The 16220-nt window shown below is 48.1% G+C and carries 14 protein-coding genes and 3 pseudogenes; 3 read left to right on the forward strand and 14 right to left on the reverse strand.

All coding sequences use genetic code 11. From position 1 onward, the window contains the following. Positions 1–178 precede the first annotated feature (178 nt). Both M1B78_RS06145 and M1B78_RS06150 read left to right on the forward strand, forming a co-directional pair. Positions 179–2260, forward strand: coding sequence for a M56 family metallopeptidase (locus M1B78_RS06145; protein WP_257940184.1), 2082 nt, complete (start codon positions 179–181; stop codon positions 2258–2260). 12 nt (positions 2261–2272) lie between these two features. Further along, positions 2273–2761, forward strand: a complete 489-nt coding sequence (locus tag M1B78_RS06150; RefSeq protein WP_257940185.1) for a TlpA family protein disulfide reductase — start codon at positions 2273–2275, stop codon at positions 2759–2761. Between the two features lie 30 nt (positions 2762–2791). On the opposite strand, the gene miaA is transcribed toward M1B78_RS06150, so the two are convergent. The 6 genes and pseudogenes from miaA to M1B78_RS06180 all read right to left on the reverse strand — a co-directional run. Then, positions 2792–3676: a tRNA (adenosine(37)-N6)-dimethylallyltransferase MiaA gene (gene miaA / locus M1B78_RS06155; RefSeq protein ID WP_257940186.1), complete on the reverse strand. Its 885-nt coding sequence runs from the start codon at positions 3674–3676 to the stop codon at positions 2792–2794. Positions 3677–3787: 111 nt separating this feature from the next. Continuing rightward, positions 3788–4342 (reverse strand): plasmid pRiA4b ORF-3 family protein, encoded by a 555-nt coding sequence (locus M1B78_RS06160; RefSeq protein ID WP_136010728.1) that lies wholly within the window; start codon positions 4340–4342, stop codon positions 3788–3790. Between the two features lie 56 nt (positions 4343–4398). Beyond that, on the reverse strand, positions 4399–5175 hold the full coding sequence (gene lpxA, locus M1B78_RS06165) for an acyl-ACP--UDP-N-acetylglucosamine O-acyltransferase (protein ID WP_257940187.1): 777 nt from the start codon (positions 5173–5175) through the stop codon (positions 4399–4401). 130 nt (positions 5176–5305) lie between these two features. Beyond that, positions 5306–6691 (reverse strand): bifunctional UDP-3-O-[3-hydroxymyristoyl] N-acetylglucosamine deacetylase/3-hydroxyacyl-ACP dehydratase, encoded by a 1386-nt coding sequence (locus M1B78_RS06170; protein ID WP_136010726.1) that lies wholly within the window; start codon positions 6689–6691, stop codon positions 5306–5308. A 3-nt stretch (positions 6692–6694) separates the two neighbouring features. After that, positions 6695–7735 (reverse strand): UDP-3-O-(3-hydroxymyristoyl)glucosamine N-acyltransferase, encoded by a 1041-nt coding sequence (gene lpxD, locus M1B78_RS06175; RefSeq protein WP_257940188.1) that lies wholly within the window; start codon positions 7733–7735, stop codon positions 6695–6697. Positions 7736–7819: 84 nt separating this feature from the next. Next, positions 7820–7984 (reverse strand): annotated as a pseudogene (locus M1B78_RS06180) (HD domain-containing protein); the annotation flags it as partial. Between the two features lie 233 nt (positions 7985–8217). Here M1B78_RS06180 and M1B78_RS06185 point away from each other — a divergent pair. Then, positions 8218–9273: a DUF7309 domain-containing protein gene (locus tag M1B78_RS06185; RefSeq protein ID WP_257940189.1), complete on the forward strand. Its 1056-nt coding sequence runs from the start codon at positions 8218–8220 to the stop codon at positions 9271–9273. Positions 9274–9511: 238 nt separating this feature from the next. On the opposite strand, the gene M1B78_RS06190 is transcribed toward M1B78_RS06185, so the two are convergent. The 8 genes and pseudogenes from M1B78_RS06190 to M1B78_RS06225 form a co-directional block, all read right to left on the reverse strand. Continuing rightward, positions 9512–9970, reverse strand: a complete 459-nt coding sequence (locus tag M1B78_RS06190; protein WP_136010722.1) for a DUF6078 family protein — start codon at positions 9968–9970, stop codon at positions 9512–9514. Positions 9971–9979: 9 nt separating this feature from the next. Beyond that, a complete protein-coding gene (pyrF, locus tag M1B78_RS06195) occupies positions 9980–10804 on the reverse strand; it encodes an orotidine-5'-phosphate decarboxylase (protein ID WP_136010721.1) in 825 nt (274 codons plus the stop codon). Between the two features lie 95 nt (positions 10805–10899). Then, positions 10900–11802, reverse strand: a pseudogene (gene prfA / locus M1B78_RS06200) (peptide chain release factor 1); the annotation flags it as partial. 1 nt (position 11803) lies between these two features. Then, positions 11804–12196: pseudogene (gene pyrF / locus M1B78_RS06205) on the reverse strand (orotidine-5'-phosphate decarboxylase); the annotation flags it as partial. Positions 12197–12291: 95 nt separating this feature from the next. Further along, entirely contained in the window at positions 12292–13404 is a 1113-nt protein-coding gene (prfA, locus tag M1B78_RS06210; RefSeq protein ID WP_257940190.1) for a peptide chain release factor 1, read from the reverse strand. After that, complete coding sequence (locus M1B78_RS06215; RefSeq protein WP_257930566.1) at positions 13391–13672, reverse strand: hypothetical protein; 282 nt, start codon at positions 13670–13672, stop codon at positions 13391–13393. The genes prfA (M1B78_RS06210) and M1B78_RS06215 overlap by 14 nt, the downstream gene beginning before the upstream one ends. A gap of 2 nt (positions 13673–13674) precedes the next feature. Beyond that, positions 13675–14844, reverse strand: coding sequence for an AIR synthase-related protein (locus M1B78_RS06220; protein ID WP_257940191.1), 1170 nt, complete (start codon positions 14842–14844; stop codon positions 13675–13677). A gap of 86 nt (positions 14845–14930) precedes the next feature. Further along, on the reverse strand, positions 14931–16175 hold the full coding sequence (locus M1B78_RS06225) for an acyloxyacyl hydrolase (RefSeq protein ID WP_430732562.1): 1245 nt from the start codon (positions 16173–16175) through the stop codon (positions 14931–14933). Positions 16176–16220: the final 45 nt, after the last annotated feature.

The raw sequence follows: 16220 nt of genomic DNA on the forward strand, positions 1-16220 counted from the left end.
GATTGCAAGCATCCGGAAAGTACTGTCTCTGAAAAAACTCCCATGCAAACTTTTATCGAAGAAGTCGCTGTGGCAAGAAAGTATCAACTGCAAAATCAGGAAATGAGAAAACCGAATAGTAAATGGACTGTCAGAACAAGTCTTGACTATTACAAATCATCAAATAGCAAATAACTCCATGGGTCTGTTTCTTGTTTATATACTCAAATCATCCGTTTGTCTGGCGGTATTCTATCTGTTTTACCGCTTGCTGCTGGCACGTGAGACTTTTCATCGTTTCAACCGGTTCGCTTTACTGGGCATTTTGTTGTTGTCGTGCCTGCTGCCTTGGGTTGAGGTAAGTGTAAGGCAAGAGACTGAAGTGCATCAGACCATGCTGACATTGGAACAGTTGTTGATGATGGCAGATGCAATGAATGCCACTGAAACCGGAATAACGGCTGAGGCGGCAACGGTCACCTGGATACAAGTGGCGCTGTTGGTCTATCTGGCAGGAATCGTTTTCTTTGCTTTCCGCAATGCCTGTTCGCTGGTGCGGTTGCTGATGTTGCTGAAAGCGGGTAGGAGAGAAGACATCGGCAATTACTTGCCGGGCAGGAAAGAGCGCGTTACTTTGATTGTACACAACCGTGACATCTCCCCGTTCAGTTGGATGGGATATATTGTCATTTCACGGAAAGACTTGGAGGAGAACGGACGGGAAATCCTTATCCATGAGCTTGCCCATATCCATAACCGCCATTCCTGGGACTTGCTGGTGACTGATGTCTGCATTTTCTTCCAGTGGTTCAATCCGGCATCGTGGTTGCTGAAGCAGGAACTGCAGAATATCCATGAGTTTGAAGCCGATGAGACGGTGATAAAGGAGGGCGTGGACGCAAAACAATATCAACTATTATTAATAAAAAAAGCTGTCGGCACAAGGCTCTACTCTATGGCCAACAGCTTTAATCACAGTAAACTTAAAAAACGTATCACTATGATGTTAAAAGAAAAATCAAGTCCGTGGGCACGTTTGAAGTATCTTTATGTACTTCCGGTGGCTGCCATTGCAGTGACAGCTTTTGCCCGTCCCGAAGTTTCCGATAAAGTTGAGGAAATTTCAAGCGTCAAAGTTAACGATTTGGCTGCAATTGTAGAAACAAAAGTGGCGGAAAATGCAGGTGACACTACGAAACCTGCCGATGTGAAGTATGTACCGTCGGAAGTCCGAAAGCAGTTGAAGGGAACTCCGGTCTTCGAGGTGGTAGAGGAGATGCCGGAATTTCCCGGCAGCGGAATGAGTGCTTTCATGGATTATATCAAGACGAATATGCGTTATCCGGCATCTGCCAAAGAGAAAGGTATACAGGGATGCGTGACTGTCCGGTTTGTAGTGGATAAAGATGGAAGTATCAAGGACTCCAAGGTGCTCCGTTCTGTAGATAAGGATATGGATGCTGAGGCGTTACGTTTGATAAACACTATGCCGAAGTGGAAACCTGGAAGACAGAAGGGGCAGCCGGTGGCGGTGAAATATACGGCTCCGGTGATGTTCAGGCTGGATGACGACAAACTTGAAAAAACTTCTTCTGCCAATGGTATTACAGTTGAAGGGTATGCAGGTAATGGGAAAGAACCACTGTATATTGTGGATGGAAAAGAGGTGACACCATCTGTTATGAGTGCATTGAATTCTGATAAGATAGAACGTATAACGGTTTTAAAAGACAAATCTGCCACGGAATTATATGGAGAAAAGGGACAGGATGGTGTTATTCTGATAACCCTGAAACAAGGAACTCCGGGTATGGTTATCCGCCGGGGTAATGAGGTGGCAGAGAATGCTAAAGTACAGCATAAGGGCAGTCTTGATTTAATAAAGACTGTCTATATTGATGGAGAAAAGGTTGACTTGGGTACTAAAACTATCGATGATTTAATACCTGCCGAGAATATTGAGGGTATTGAGGTGAAGAAAGAGGCAGATGGAAAAGGTGAGATTTACATCACTACTAAAAAAACTAAAGCCGTAGAAAAGACCATTGCCAAAGGCAATATGAAAGTGGAAGGCAAAGTGGTGGATGAGCAGGGGAAACCTGTTATCGGCGCGACTGTTCTGATAGAAGGTACCACTACGGGAAGCGTTACCGATGTCAATGGTAATTTTGTCCTTTCTGTACCTTCTAAGGATGCTGTATTGGTTGTTTCGTATATTGGCATGGCTACCGGCAAAGTGAAGGCGCAATCCAAGCTTACGATTGCGCTAAAAAATGAATAGTCTCTAACAACTATGATAAGGAAAATTTTCTCTTTGTTTCTAATTCTGCTAGCTGTGGGGGCAGGGCTTTGCTCTGCCCCCACAGCCGGTAAGAAATATTATTTGGTGGACGGGCTTTTCTTCGAAGGCATGCCGCCTGGTGTGGGTTTGGACAACGTGGCGGGACGTCCTATGGTCTTGAACTTCTGGTATACCGGCTGTGGCCCTTGTATCCGTGAAATGCCGGAGCTGAACAAATGGATGGAAGTCTATCCTGATGTAACCTATCTTGCTACGACTTTTGACAGTGCTGCACAAATAAGGAAAATTGTAGAGAGCCGTCCTTTCCTCTTTGCCCAGATAGCCGATGACTCGTTTTTCTTCGAGACCTTTCATGTGAGTGGTATGCCGGTCACTATACTGGTGGATAAGAAAGGCATTATCCGCCCTATAGAACAAGGTACTGGAACTGCGAAACTTCGGTATATGCAGGATAAGTTGCAGGAACTTGTCAGCGAATAATTCTTTCTTGATGAATAGGGGATAAGGATTTCAGAGGATTTTCAGTATTTCCGTTTCTTGCTCCGGGTGGAACCAGTGGATTTCCTCGTCCCGTTTGAACCAGGTCATTTGCTTACGGGAATAGATGCGTGAGTTCTGCTTTATCTTTTCAATGGCAAAGGGTAATGTCCATTCGCCGTCCAGATACTTGAATATTTCTTTGTAGCCTACTGTATTCAGGGAATTTAGACTTTTATACGGATAGACCGTGCGCGCTTCTTCCACCAAGCCGTCTTCCACCATTTGGTCTACCCGGCAGTTGATGCGTTCATAAAGCTCTTCCCGGTCACGAGTCAATCCTATTTTGATAATACGGAAGGGACGTTCCTTCTTTTGCCGGGTGCGGAAGGAAGTGTAGGTCTTTCCCGTCATGTAGCAGATTTCCAACGCATGGACTACACGTTTGGGATTTTTCAAATCTACTATTTTGTAATATTCCGGGTCCAGCAGCTTAAGTTCCGCACAAAGTCTTTCCAGACCTTCTGTTTCGTATTTGTGCAGCATGAGCCGGCGTGTATCGGCATCTACGGTCGGAATGTCGTCAATTCCTTTACAGACTGCATCTACATACATCATTGAGCCTCCGGTCAGCAGTACGGTGTCATGCTTTGTAAACAAGCTTTCCAGCAGCCTCATCACTTCCGCTTCGTATTGGGCGGCACTGTAATAGTCTGTCAGCTTCAGGGTGCCGACGAAGTAGTGCTGTACCCGTTTCAGTTGCTCCGGTGTAGGGGCAGCTGTGCCTATCTTTATATCTGCGTAGAGTTGTCTCGAATCGGCTGAGACGATACAAGTATGGAAATGTTCTGCCAATCGGAGGCTTAGCTCTGTTTTGCCTACTCCGGTGGGACCGATAAGTACAATTAAAGTGTGCATGCGGATAAAAACATTAAGCGCGGATTACGCGGATTACACGGGGAATATTCAATAATAGCCGTGCGTTTCCGTGTAATCCGCGCTTAAAAGAAATCTGTATGGTATGTCTGTTTAATATTTCTCTTCTTCAAAAGAGCTTCCGGCTTCGTCCAAACCGCCGAAGCCCTCTTTGTCGAAATCTTCCATATCGAAGTCCTGGTCGCCGTAAAAGTTTTCGTCTAAATCCAGAGAACCGCCGGCAGCTGCCATCTCTTCAAAGTCAACGGTCTGCTTGGGAGCTTCACCCGCCTTCTTGGTGCATTTGGCGCCTTTCATTTCTTTTCCGGTAATGATTTCAGAAAGCTCGATGAAGAAGCAACGTTCAGTCATATAATCGAATACATAGAGAAGTTTCTGTTTCTCGTCTTCAACCAGTTCACTCAGTTGGGTCTCTTTCATTACCCAACTGTCCATTTCCGGATTGTCGTCCATTTCTTCCAGCGTAATTTCCTTTTCTTTCTCCCAGTCATCATCGCAAATGAAGAAAGAGGTCATCTGGTCGTTGGCGTAGCCGGCCGACTTTAGGATTGCTTCATGGAAGTCATAAAAGGTAGCTTCCGGGTCTATCTGTATTTCTCTGATAAAATCGTCCACTTCGTCAGAGATGATTGTAAATCTGTAGATCATGATGAATTATAATTTATGATTTCTGACTTCTGATTTTGTGTAAATCATACGTCTTTTTATTTCCCTGCGGGGATAATGCCGCGGGCTGATTCACGTATAAAGTTTACGATATAACTTATTTCCGGTGTCATTTCCATTTCATCCTCGATTTTCTTCAAGGCATCCGTATTGTTCAGACCGCTTTGATAGATGATGCGATAGGCATCGTGGATTTTCTCGATGGTCTCGTTGGAGAATCCACGGCGGCGTAACCCTACCACATTGATTCCCGCATAGCAGATAGGCTCGCGTCCGGCAATGATGTACGGTGGGATGTCCTTGCTGAAACGGCAACCGCCTTGTATCATACCGTAACCGCCTACATGGCAGAATTGGTGCATCAGTACATTGGCACTGATGATGGAATAATCGTCGATGACAATTTCACCCGCCATTTTTGTAGAGTTGCCAATGATACAGCCGTTGCCTATCAGGGCATCGTGGGCCACGTGTACGCTTTCCATCAGGAGGTTGTTGTTGCCGACGATGGTTCTGCCTTTGGCAGCTGTGCCGCGGTTGATAGTTACGTTTTCACGTATGATATTGTTGTCTCCGATTTCAGCAGTGCTTTCTTCCCCTCTGAATTTTAAATCCTGGGGAATGGCACCGATAACGGCTCCCGGGAAAATGGTGTTTCCATTGCCGATGCGTGCACCGTACAGAATGTTGGCGTTTGCCATAATCTTGTTGTTATCACCGATTACCACATTCTTGTCAATGAAAACAAAAGGAGCAATCTCTACGTTCTCCCCGATTTTGGCTTCGGGATGAATATACGCTAAGGGACTTATCATATTATTTACGATTTAGCAATTTACGATTGAGGTTATTTGCGATTTACAGTATATACGATTTTACCTGAAAGTGATAATTCTTATGGGTAATATGAATCGTAAAACGTAAATCGTCTAATCGTAAATCTATTTATTTGTTCTTAACTATTTGTGCCATAAACTCCGCTTCGCAGACCACTTTCTCGCCTACGAACACATAACCTTTCATGGTAGAAATGCCGCGGCGTATGGGAGCCATCAGCTCTACACGGAAGATGAGCGTATCTCCCGGTACCACTTTTTGGCGGAACTTCACACCGTCAATCTTCATGAAGTAGGTAGAGTAGCGTTCCGGTTCATCCACCGAATTCAGTACAAGCAGACCTCCCGTCTGCGCCATTGCCTCTATCTGCAACACACCGGGCATTACCGGTTCCTGCGGGAAGTGTCCCTGGAAGAAAGGCTCGTTGGAAGTTGCGTTCTTGATACCTACAATGTAGTTGGCACCTATTTCTATTACTTTGTCCACCAATTGCATCGGGTAACGGTGAGGCAGAAGTTCGCGGATGCGGTTTACATCCATAATCGGTTCGCGGTTGCAGTCGTAGGCAGGAGCCTGGATTTCGTGCAGGCGGATTTCCTTGCGCATCTGGCGGGCGAACTTGTTGTTGATAGTGTGTCCTGGGCGGGTAGCGATGATGCGGCCCTTGATGGGCTTGCCTATCAAAGCCAGGTCGCCGATGACATCGAGCAACTTGTGACGGGCGCATTCATTGGGCCACACCAAAGGTTTGTGGTTGATATATCCCAATTGTTTGGCGTCCATGTGAGGAACTCCCATCACATCGGCCAGTTTGTCATAGTTCTCCTGAGACATTTCGCGTTCGTAAATAACAATCGCATTGTCAAGGTCGCCGCCCTTGATAAGACCGGCCTGCAGCAATGGCTCAATTTCGCGCACAAACACGAAAGTACGGCTTGCTGCGATTTCATCCTTGAATTTTGTCATGTCCTCCAATGTTGCAAACTGGTTTGGGAGGATGTTGGAGTCGTACGATACCAGTACATTCAAGCTGAAGTTCTCGTCCGGCAACACGATGATGGAAGAGCCGGTGGTTTCGTCACGGAATTCAATTTTGGACTTGATGATATAGAAATCTTTTACGGCATTTTGTTCTACAGTGCCTACGCGCTCTATTTCGTTGACATAATATTGGGCGCTTCCGTCCAGAATGGGAAATTCCGGTCCGTTTACCTGTATCAGGCAGTTGTCGATTCCCAATGCATAGAGGGCTGCCATACCATGCTCCACTGTGCTCACCTTTACTCCGTTTTTGGAGAGTACGGTACCACGGGTAGTTTCGATTACATTGTCTGCAACGGCATCGAAGGTAGGCTGTCCTTCTAGGTCGACACGTTGGATTTTGTATCCATGATTATCCGGAGCAGGATTGAAAGTAACGGTTAGGTCAAGTCCCGTATGAAGACCTTTTCCGCTGAGCGAAAAGCTATCTTTTAGAGTCTTTTGTTTTAACATTGGTTACTTATTTAATTGTTGTTTAAGTTCATTCAATTCTTTGCGGAGCTGGCGCAGTTCCACTTGCATTTCCGGCAAACTTCTTTGTGCGATGGATGCCTTGAAATATTGTTTCAGCTCCATAGGAGGGGTGCCGATAAGCTGGCTACCGTCCTTTAGGCTACTGGGAACACCGGACTGTGCGCCAAGGTTCACTTTATTGCCTATATGGATATGGCCTGCAATGCCTACTTGCCCGCCGAACATGCACCATTCTCCTATCTTGGTAGAACCTGCTACACCTGCTTGCGCAGCCATTACGGTGTGGGAGCCTATTTCATCATTGTGTGCCACCTGGATTAAATTATCCAGTTTCACGCCGCTATGTACGATGGTAGCTCCCATAGTAGCGCGGTCCACACACGTGTTGGCACCGATTTCCACATGGTCTTCCAAGATGGTTATACCTATTTGCGGGATTTTTTCATAACCCTCGGAAGTGGGGGCGAAGCCGAAACCATCTGCACCGATAACGCAACCGGAGTGCAGGATGCAGTGATTTCCTACCCGGCAATCGTGATAGATGGTTGAGTTAGCGTAAATAATACAGTCATTGCCCACTTTGGCACCGTTGCCAATCGTGACGTGAGGATGAATGACCGTATTGTCTCCCACTTCTGCATATTCGCCAATGCAAGCAAAAGGCGCAATGTAAACATCCTTGCCTATTCTAGCTGTCTCGGCAACAAAGGCCAGAGAGTCAATTCCCACCCGCTTTGGCTTACTTTGCTCATAAAGATTCAGCAATTTGGCAAGACTTTCATACGCATTGTCCACTTTAATCAAGGTAGCTTTTACTTCTTGTTCCGGAACAAAGTCCTTGTTTACCAGAATAATGCTTGATTGGGTTTCGTATATATAGGGGGTGTATTTGGGGTTGGATAGGAAGGATATGGCTCCCGGTATTCCCTCTTCGATTTTCGCAAAGGTATGAACGGTAGCATTCTCGTCTCCAACAATTTCTCCTTGGATAAATGTTGCAATTTGTTTAGCAGAGAACTCCATGTCTTATTCTTGTTAGATGGTTTCAAAACGCAAATAACGGACTTTTTTTTTATATTTCCTTATTCTAAGGTGAATATTTTATACTTATCTATGCAAACGTTGGTAGCATAAGTCGTACTTTTTTACTTTCTTAGATAGAAGAGAAATGTTGAGCATGTCCGATGCTTCGGCAATATTCTTGGTGCTGCCGTCGTTGTAGAGGATGTCAATACTGTCATCTGCCTTGTTGTACATGTTCTTCGCTGTCGAAGATGAAATCTGAAACAATTCGCTCATTTGCGCCTGTGTAAGCCACACCGTGTCCTGCTCCAATTTCACATCAATAGAAGTCTTTCCGTCTTGGGTTTGATAGATAACAAACTTGTTTTGGAAAAGTAGGTGCTTTGCTTCGCTATGGATGACAGTTTTTTATAATTAAATAGATAAGGAAGCATGTTTGTTCGAAATAAGTCGTAGCTTTGCATCTAAAAAAAAGATGTAGTATGATATTGACAGATGATATGCTTGCGGTGGCATTTCAATACCGCGATACGGAACTGTGGAATATATTGACGGACAGTGATGTGTTTGCATTCCGCCTTTCTGATGGAGAGACAGGTTATTGTTGCGTGATGGGGAATGGAGGCGAACATTTAGCCTTGGGCTTCTATAGGGGACAGAAAGGGTTCGCTTCTTATTTGAAGAGTCTCGGTTTCGGCAGTATGCGGCTTTCTGAAGTGGATATGCTTGAGATGGCAGCGACTTTTGACTGCATCAATTGTGACTTCATACAGGCATCTGCCGTGCAGAATAAGACGAAGAAGATAATCCGCGACTATGTCAATGCCCATGGGCTGAAGGTGCGCCGTCCCAAAGGGTGGCCTGACTTTACCCGGCATCTGCCTTTCAAAGTGCCCTTGGGCATTACTTGCGAGAAAGATGCCGCCGATATTGTCGAAGCACTCCGTGCGGCGATTGCCGTTGCGGGAGAGTTGGCGTGCCGGAGTCTGACTGAACTGGGCTTTGACGAAAAAGGAGATTACCCTACGATGGAGGGAGGAAAACCGGTGCCTTACCTTGTTCCCAACGCTGAGGGGACTTACGACTGGGGGATGATAGAGCTTCCTGCTCTCCTGCCCGACGAATGGCCGGCACCGGAGTTTACCAATGATATACTTATAAGAAGGGTGAAGAAACTCCGTACTTCCGGCACATTGCAGATGAAGCTCATCCACATGCCTGCACCCGTGGATGAATCAGCAGATGGAATACCTTTCCTGCCGTCTGTATTGCTTTGCCTGGATGCCGGAGAAGATGGGCTGTTCCCCGTCTTCTGTATGGAGGATGGAGAAGAGGCGCCTCGGCAGATGCTTGTTGAACTTGTCGATAACTTGTGCCGCTTGGACAACAAACCGGATATGATTGAGGTGGAGGATGGCAGAACGGAATCGCTCTTGAAAGATTTCTGCAACCGGTGCGGCATCCGTCTGTCTCGCAAAGAAGAACTTTCGGAACTTGAGGACGCTTGCAGTTTCCTGATTGCTAATCTCATGCAGTAAGACAGACGCTGCTCATCAACTGGTGGATGAGAACTGTCTTGTCTGTATCTTCTTTTCCGTATACTGTTGCTTCAGTGACAATCGAGTTTTGTCTTATCTCTGCCAGAGCGCCACTTTATTGCTGTTAAAGTAACGCTTTATTGCTGTTGAAGTGGCGCTTTATTGGGAATAAAGTGTCACTTTGTTGGAGATAAAAATAAATAAATCCGTAAGATGCTGATTGATAGAATAGTTATATCTATCCTTCCCACGCCAAACTGTACTGAAAGCCATCGAACTTAGGTTCGCTTGTCACGCCTGACGCACGGAATACACGGCGAATGGCTTCTTGTTCGTCAGGAGTAATGAGCCGTTCTCCTTTGCGGCTTTGGTAGAAATAGCTTTCGCACGAAAAGCATTGCATTACCCGTAGGCGGACCACGCGTGATTGCTTTAAGGGGAGGTCTTCGAAGAGCTGGGTCATACCCTTGGCATAGCGCACGGGTTTATTGTTGCGGTAATACCGGCAACTGTCGGCAGGCGAAAGACGCTGCACATAAACGGGATTTATGCAGTACAGTATATTCTTCCCTTCTTCCTCGCTTTCCGCGAGGGTTTGCGCTGCAATGGCTCGCAGGCAGGTGGCTGCTTTGGGGCAAAGGTCTTTGCCCGCAAAGCAGTATGCATAATATTGTGGTATGTCTTGCAGGAGTATCATGGCATATTCTTACAAGATTGCTTTCAATTGTTCTTCCATCTGTGCCTGCACTTCTTGGGCAGCCTTGCGACTGGCAGCAGCGAAATTTTCCGTCTTGTCCACATAGATGATGCCGCGGCTGGAGTTGACAATCAGTCCGCAAGTCTTCGTCATGCCATACTTGCAGACTTCTTCCAGCGAACCGCCTTGGGCACCTACGCCGGGGACAAGCAGGAAGTGTTCGGGCACAATCTTGCGGATATCCTCGAAGGCACGGCCCTGGGTGGCGCCTACCACATACATCATCTGTTCGTCGCTAGCCCACTCCTGTGATTTGCGGAGCACCTTCTCGAAGAGGCGTTCGCCTTGCGGGTCTTCCGTCAGTTGGAAGTCGTGCGAGCCTTTGTTGCTGGTCAGTGCAAGCAAAATTACCCATTTGCCCTCATAGGTGAGGAACGGCGTAACGCTGTCTTCGCCCATATAGGGGGCAACGGTTACGGAATCTATATCCAGCTCTTCGAAGAACGTGCGTGCATACATGGCAGAGGTGTTTCCGATGTCTCCGCGTTTGGCGTCGGCGATGATGAATTGGTCGGGATAGTTCTGCTTGATGTAGTTCACGGTCTTCTCGAAAGCTATCCAGCCTTTCACGCCCATGCTTTCGTAAAAAGCAAGGTTGGGCTTGTAGGCGATGCAGAGGTCGGCCGTTGCGTCGATGATAGCTTTGTTGAAAGCGAAGATAGGGTCTTCTTCTTTCAGCAGATGTTCGGGGATTTTCTTGATGTCGGTATCAAGACCTACGCAAAGAAATGATTTCTTGCGCTTTATGTTTTCAAATAATTCTTGTTTGTTCATTTTTATATTTACGATTTAATGATTGGGATTGCTTGGTTAATGAACTATCATCTCGTCACTCTATAACCTTGTCACTTTATCACTTTGCCACCTTGTCACAATTCGCTTTCCTTCAGTCTTTCTGCATTTTCCGCTACGATGAGGTGGTCGATGCAGTCCTGGATGTCTCCATCCATAAAAGCGGAGAGATTATAAATGGTGTAGTTGATGCGATGGTCTGTGATACGTCCTTGCGGATAATTGTAGGTACGTATCTTGGCAGAGCGGTCGCCGGTGCTGACCATTGTCTTGCGTTTGCTGGCAATGTCGTCGATGTACTTCTGGTGTTCCTTGTCGTAGATGAAGGTACGCAGGCGCGAGAGGGCGCGTTCCTTGTTCTTGGGCTGGTCGCGCGTCTCGGTACACTCGATGAGGATTTCTTCGACTACGCCCGTGTTGGGGTTCTTCCAGTTGTAGCGCAGGCGCACGCCGGATTCCACCTTGTTCACGTTCTGACCGCCTGCACCGCCGCTTCGGAAGGTGTCCCACTTGATTTCGCCTTCGTTGATGACTACATCGAACTCTTCGGCTTCGGGAAGCACGGCTACGGAGGCGGCAGAGGTGTGTACGCGTCCTTGTGTTTCGGTGGCAGGCACACGCTGCACGCGGTGTACGCCCGATTCATATTTCAGCGTGCCGTATACGTTGTCGCCCGTCACGGAGCATACTATTTCCTTGAAACCGCCGGCTGCACCTTCGTTGGCGCTGGATATTTCCAGCTTCCAGCCTTTGGCTTCACAGAATTTGGTGTACATGCGGAAGAGGTCGCCTGCAAAGATGGCGGCTTCATCGCCGCCCGTACCGCCACGTATCTCCAGAATGGCGTTGCGTCCGTCCTGCGGGTCGGCGGGAACGAGGAGCAGCTTTATCTGTTCTTCCAGTTCCGGTTGGCGGGTCTGGCAGGCATCCAGCTCTTCGCGTGCCATTTCGCGCATCTCCTGGTCTGTTTCGTTGGCAATGAACGCTGTCTTCGCCCATATAGGGGGCAACGGTTACGGAATCTATATCCAGCTCTTCGAAGAACGTGCGTGCATACATGGCAGAGGTGTTTCCGATGTCTCCGCGTTTGGCGTCGGCGATGATGAATTGGTCGGGATAGTTCTGCTTGATGTAGTTCACGGTCTTCTCGAAAGCTATCCAGCCTTTCACGCCCATGCTTTCGTAAAAAGCAAGGTTGGGCTTGTAGGCGATGCAGAGGTCGGCCGTTGCGTCGATGATAGCTTTGTTGAAAGCGAAGATAGGGTCTTCTTCTTTCAGCAGATGTTCGGGGATTTTCTTGATGTCGGTATCAAGACCTACGCAAAGAAATGATTTCTTGCGCTTTATGTTTTCAAATAATTCTTGTTTGTTCATTTTTATATTTACGATTTAATGATTGGGATTGCTTGGTTAATGAACTATCATCTCGTCACTCTATAACCTTGTCACTTTATCACTTTGCCACCTTGTCACAATTCGCTTTCCTTCAGTCTTTCTGCATTTTCCGCTACGATGAGGTGGTCGATGCAGTCCTGGATGTCTCCATCCATAAACGCGGAGAGATTATAAATGGTGTAGTTGATGCGATGGTCTGTGATACGTCCTTGCGGATAATTGTAGGTACGTATCTTGGCAGAGCGGTCGCCGGTGCTGACCATTGTCTTGCGTTTGCTGGCAATGTCGTCGATGTACTTCTGGTGTTCCTTGTCGTAGATGAAGGTACGCAGGCGCGAGAGGGCGCGTTCCTTGTTCTTGGGCTGGTCGCGCGTCTCGGTACACTCGATGGGGATTTCTTCGACTACGCCCGTGTTGGGGTTCTTCCAGTTGTAGCGCAGGCGCACGCCGGATTCCACCTTGTTCACGTTCTGACCGCCTGCACCGCCGCTTCGGAAGGTGTCCCACTTGATTTCGCCTTCGTTGATGACTACATCGAACTCTTCGGCTTCGGGAAGCACGGCTACGGAGGCGGCAGAGGTGTGTACGCGTCCTTGTGTTTCGGTGGCAGGCACACGCTGCACGCGGTGTACGCCCGATTCATATTTCAGCGTGCCGTATACGTTGTCGCCCGTCACGGAGCATACTATTTCCTTGAAACCGCCGGCTGCACCTTCGTTGGCGCTGGATATTTCCAGCTTCCAGCCTTTGGCTTCACAGAATTTGGTGTACATGCGGAAGAGGTCGCCTGCAAAGATGGCGGCTTCATCGCCGCCCGTACCGCCACGTATCTCCAGAATGGCGTTGCGTCCGTCCTGCGGGTCGGCGGGAACGAGGAGCAGCTTTATCTGTTCTTCCAGTTCCGGTTGGCGGGTCTGGCAGGCATCCAGCTCTTCGCGTGCCATTTCGCGCATCTCCTGGTCTGTTTCGTTGGCAATGATTTCTTTGGCTTCTTCGATGCCGCTCAACACTTGCATGTATTCTTTGCGGGCGTTCATCAAGTCGCCCAGTTCCTTGTACTCTTTGGTGAGCTTCACGTAGCGCTTCTGGTCGGCAATCACTGCCGGGTCTGTAATCAGAGTCGATACCTCCTCGAAGCGGGCTACGAGGCCTTCCAGTTTCTCAAGTATGGTGTTATTTTCTGCCATTTGATTCTAAAAATACGGTAAGTAGAGCCGTTATTATTAATATTAAAATGAAGAAAACCACCCATTGCCATGCAGGTGTTTTCTTCTTTTTGACGTTGATATAGTTGCTTCCCACAAAAGAGCCTACAAAACCTCCCATCATGATGCCAAGGTTTTTGATATATGGGCAATCAAGCCACATTCCGATGCAAATGCCCAGACAACATAATGAGATGCCAGCTAATAGGAATAGACATCCTTTGCCGGAGTCTTGCTTTGCTACCTTCATGTTTAGTATCTGAACTCTCCGAATTCGCTTTTGATAATCAACTCTTTCTTGTCACTTTCCTCGATGCGGCCTACAATCTGTGCGTCGATGTTGAAACTCTTCGAGATGGCAATCACCTCTTCTGCATGTTCGGGAGAGAGGTACACTTCCAGACGGTGTCCCATGTTGAATACCTTGTACATTTCGCTCCAGTCCGTATCGCTTTGTTCCTTGATGGTCTTGAACAACGGTGGAACGGGGAAGAGATTGTCTTTGATGACGCGGCAGTTGTTACCTACAAAGTGCAGCACCTTGGTCTGTGCGCCGCCTGAGCAGTGGACCATACCGTGAATCTCGGGACGGAGTGCGTCGAGCAGCTTCTTTACTACCGGTGCATACGTACGGGTAGGAGAGAGTACCAGCTTTCCTGCATCTATCGGACTGCCTTCGACGCTGTCCGTCAGCTTCAGCTTGCCGCTGTAAACCAATTCTTCGGGCACTGCCTTGTCGTAGCTTTCGGGATAGTTCTCTGCCAGATATTTGGCGAACACGTCGTGGCGTGCGCTGGTCAGACCATTGCTGCCCATACCGCCGTTGTATTCTTTCTCATATGTGGCCTGTCCGTAGGATGCCAGACCTACAATCACGTCTCCCGGGCGGATGTTGGCATTGTCAATGACATCGCTGCGCTTCATGCGGCAAGTCACCGTAGAGTCTACGATAATGGTGCGTACAAGGTCGCCCACATCGGCAGTCTCGCCTCCGGTGGCATAAACGCCTACGCCCATTTCACGGAGCTCGGCAAGCAGTTCGTCCGTACCGTTGATGATGGCGGAGATTACTTCACCGGGAATGAGCAGTTTGTTGCGCCCGATGGTGGAAGATACCAGAATGTTGTCCACGGCACCCACACAAAGCAGGTCGTCTATGTTCATGATAAGTGCATCCTGTGCGATGCCTTTCCATACACTGAGGTCACCGGTTTCCTTCCAGTACATGTAGGCAAGACTGGACTTGGTGCCTGCACCGTCGGCGTGCATGATGTTGCAATATTCCGGGTCGCCGCCCAAAATGTCGGGAATAATTTTGCAGAAAGCCTGCGGGAAGATACCTTTGTCGATATTCTTTATGGCGTTGTGCACATCTTCCTTGGATGCGCTGACGCCTCGCATCATGTATCGTTGATTGCTCATGAGATAATAAGTTAGTTCAATTGAATGCGCAAAAGTAGTGATTATTTCGGTTACAACCTTGGCTTTGTGCGAGAAAAGTAATCTGCTTAGAACATTCCGGTTCTCCGGTTGTTGAATCTCCATCCCAATCCCAGCATCAAGTGGTTCGGGTCGTGGAAATTCTGCAACTGATAGCCGGTATGGAGGTAGAGGTTCCTCGTTAGTGACGTTTTCAGTGCCAGTACTTGGTAGCATCCTTTGGTGTCACTGCCCTTGTGCAGGAAGTGGTAACCTACGCCAAGGTTGATGGAGAACACCGGCATCACGAACTCGATGCGTGCCGACAGTCCCGCATTGAATTGCTCCTTGAATGGTGGGCGGTAGAACTTGAGGTCACCCTTCTCGTTCGTTCCCGCCTGATGGTCGCGTAGGTTGGCGCTTTCGTCGTATTGAGCGTCTATCGATATGCCTGCCCGCAATACCCGGTGGAAATTATACATCGGGTTGAAGTTGATGCCCGCTACACCGAATGAACCCGGCACCAGCACACTGTTGTACTCTTCTACCCAACCGCGTATTTTCGTGGCTCCGTACACCACTAAGTCGTAACTGATATGCGGGACAAATGTCCTTCCCTGAGGAGGACGGGCTGCTTGTGCCGGCATCAGTGTCCGTGCATCGCCGAAGTTCCGTGTGATGCCTATCCGTGCTCCTATCGTGTTGACTCCTGAATTGGGATAGTGGGAGTTTCCGTTCGAGAAGTGGGTTCCTTCCACCCCTGCCGTGAAGTTCCAGCAGGGAGAAAGCTGCCAGTTCAGGAAGAAGCCCAGGTTGATGTAGGCATTTATCTTGGAACTTGTCACTGTATTGTACGGATTCGTCTCCTCGTCATACTTCTTCCAGCCGAACGATGCGCCGAAGTTCCACTCATAGTCCAGCGACAACCGGGACGATAGGCTTGCGATGCGCGAAGTCTGAAAGGCATAGATTGCCACCGGTGTTCCTATTTCCGTGTCATTGAATAGCGTATTGACCGCCAAACCGATGCCCTGTGTGGTGTGTGGATACATTACTCCTAGAGGCGATTCGGGGTTGAACTGCAAACCGTATTTCAGATGCCCCGACAAGAACTTGTTCATCCGTTGTTGGTTTGCATTGTCACCTTTGAAGAAGCTGTTGGTAGGAGTCAGGTAGGCGGGGCGCATGTCCAGCGAGATTTTGTGGATGGGACGGTGCAGGGGATGAGGCACGGTGTCTGTATGTGCGGGCATCGCATCGCCCTGCGCCCATAGCCCGTTGACAGATTGTCCTGCAAGGAGCAGGGCCGTCAGTAGTTTATGGATGGTTTTCATGAATGTATAGGCTTGTTTTCTTACTTGTATATTGTATTTTGTTCT

Origin of the sequence: Bacteroides muris (ex Fokt et al. 2023) (assembly GCF_024704895.1) — a bacterium.
In the GTDB taxonomy this organism is placed as follows: Bacteria; Bacteroidota; Bacteroidia; order Bacteroidales; family Bacteroidaceae; genus Bacteroides; species Bacteroides muris.

Coding starts and splice junctions, on each gene's coding strand:
- M1B78_RS06145 (WP_257940184.1), top strand. CDS start 179: ATGGGTCTGTTTCTTGTTTATATACTCAAATCATCCGTTTGTCTGGCG.
- M1B78_RS06150 (WP_257940185.1), top strand. CDS start 2,273: ATGATAAGGAAAATTTTCTCTTTGTTTCTAATTCTGCTAGCTGTGGGG.
- miaA (WP_257940186.1), bottom strand. CDS start 3,676: ATGCACACTTTAATTGTACTTATCGGTCCCACCGGAGTAGGCAAAACA.
- M1B78_RS06160 (WP_136010728.1), bottom strand. CDS start 4,342: ATGATCTACAGATTTACAATCATCTCTGACGAAGTGGACGATTTTATC.
- lpxA (WP_257940187.1), bottom strand. CDS start 5,175: ATGATAAGTCCCTTAGCGTATATTCATCCCGAAGCCAAAATCGGGGAG.
- M1B78_RS06170 (WP_136010726.1), bottom strand. CDS start 6,691: ATGTTAAAACAAAAGACTCTAAAAGATAGCTTTTCGCTCAGCGGAAAA.
- lpxD (WP_257940188.1), bottom strand. CDS start 7,735: ATGGAGTTCTCTGCTAAACAAATTGCAACATTTATCCAAGGAGAAATT.
- M1B78_RS06185 (WP_257940189.1), top strand. CDS start 8,218: ATGATATTGACAGATGATATGCTTGCGGTGGCATTTCAATACCGCGAT.
- M1B78_RS06190 (WP_136010722.1), bottom strand. CDS start 9,970: ATGATACTCCTGCAAGACATACCACAATATTATGCATACTGCTTTGCG.
- pyrF (WP_136010721.1), bottom strand. CDS start 10,804: ATGAACAAACAAGAATTATTTGAAAACATAAAGCGCAAGAAATCATTT.
- prfA (WP_257940190.1), bottom strand. CDS start 13,404: ATGGCAGAAAATAACACCATACTTGAGAAACTGGAAGGCCTCGTAGCC.
- M1B78_RS06215 (WP_257930566.1), bottom strand. CDS start 13,672: ATGAAGGTAGCAAAGCAAGACTCCGGCAAAGGATGTCTATTCCTATTA.
- M1B78_RS06220 (WP_257940191.1), bottom strand. CDS start 14,844: ATGAGCAATCAACGATACATGATGCGAGGCGTCAGCGCATCCAAGGAA.
- M1B78_RS06225 (WP_430732562.1), bottom strand. CDS start 16,175: ATGAAAACCATCCATAAACTACTGACGGCCCTGCTCCTTGCAGGACAA.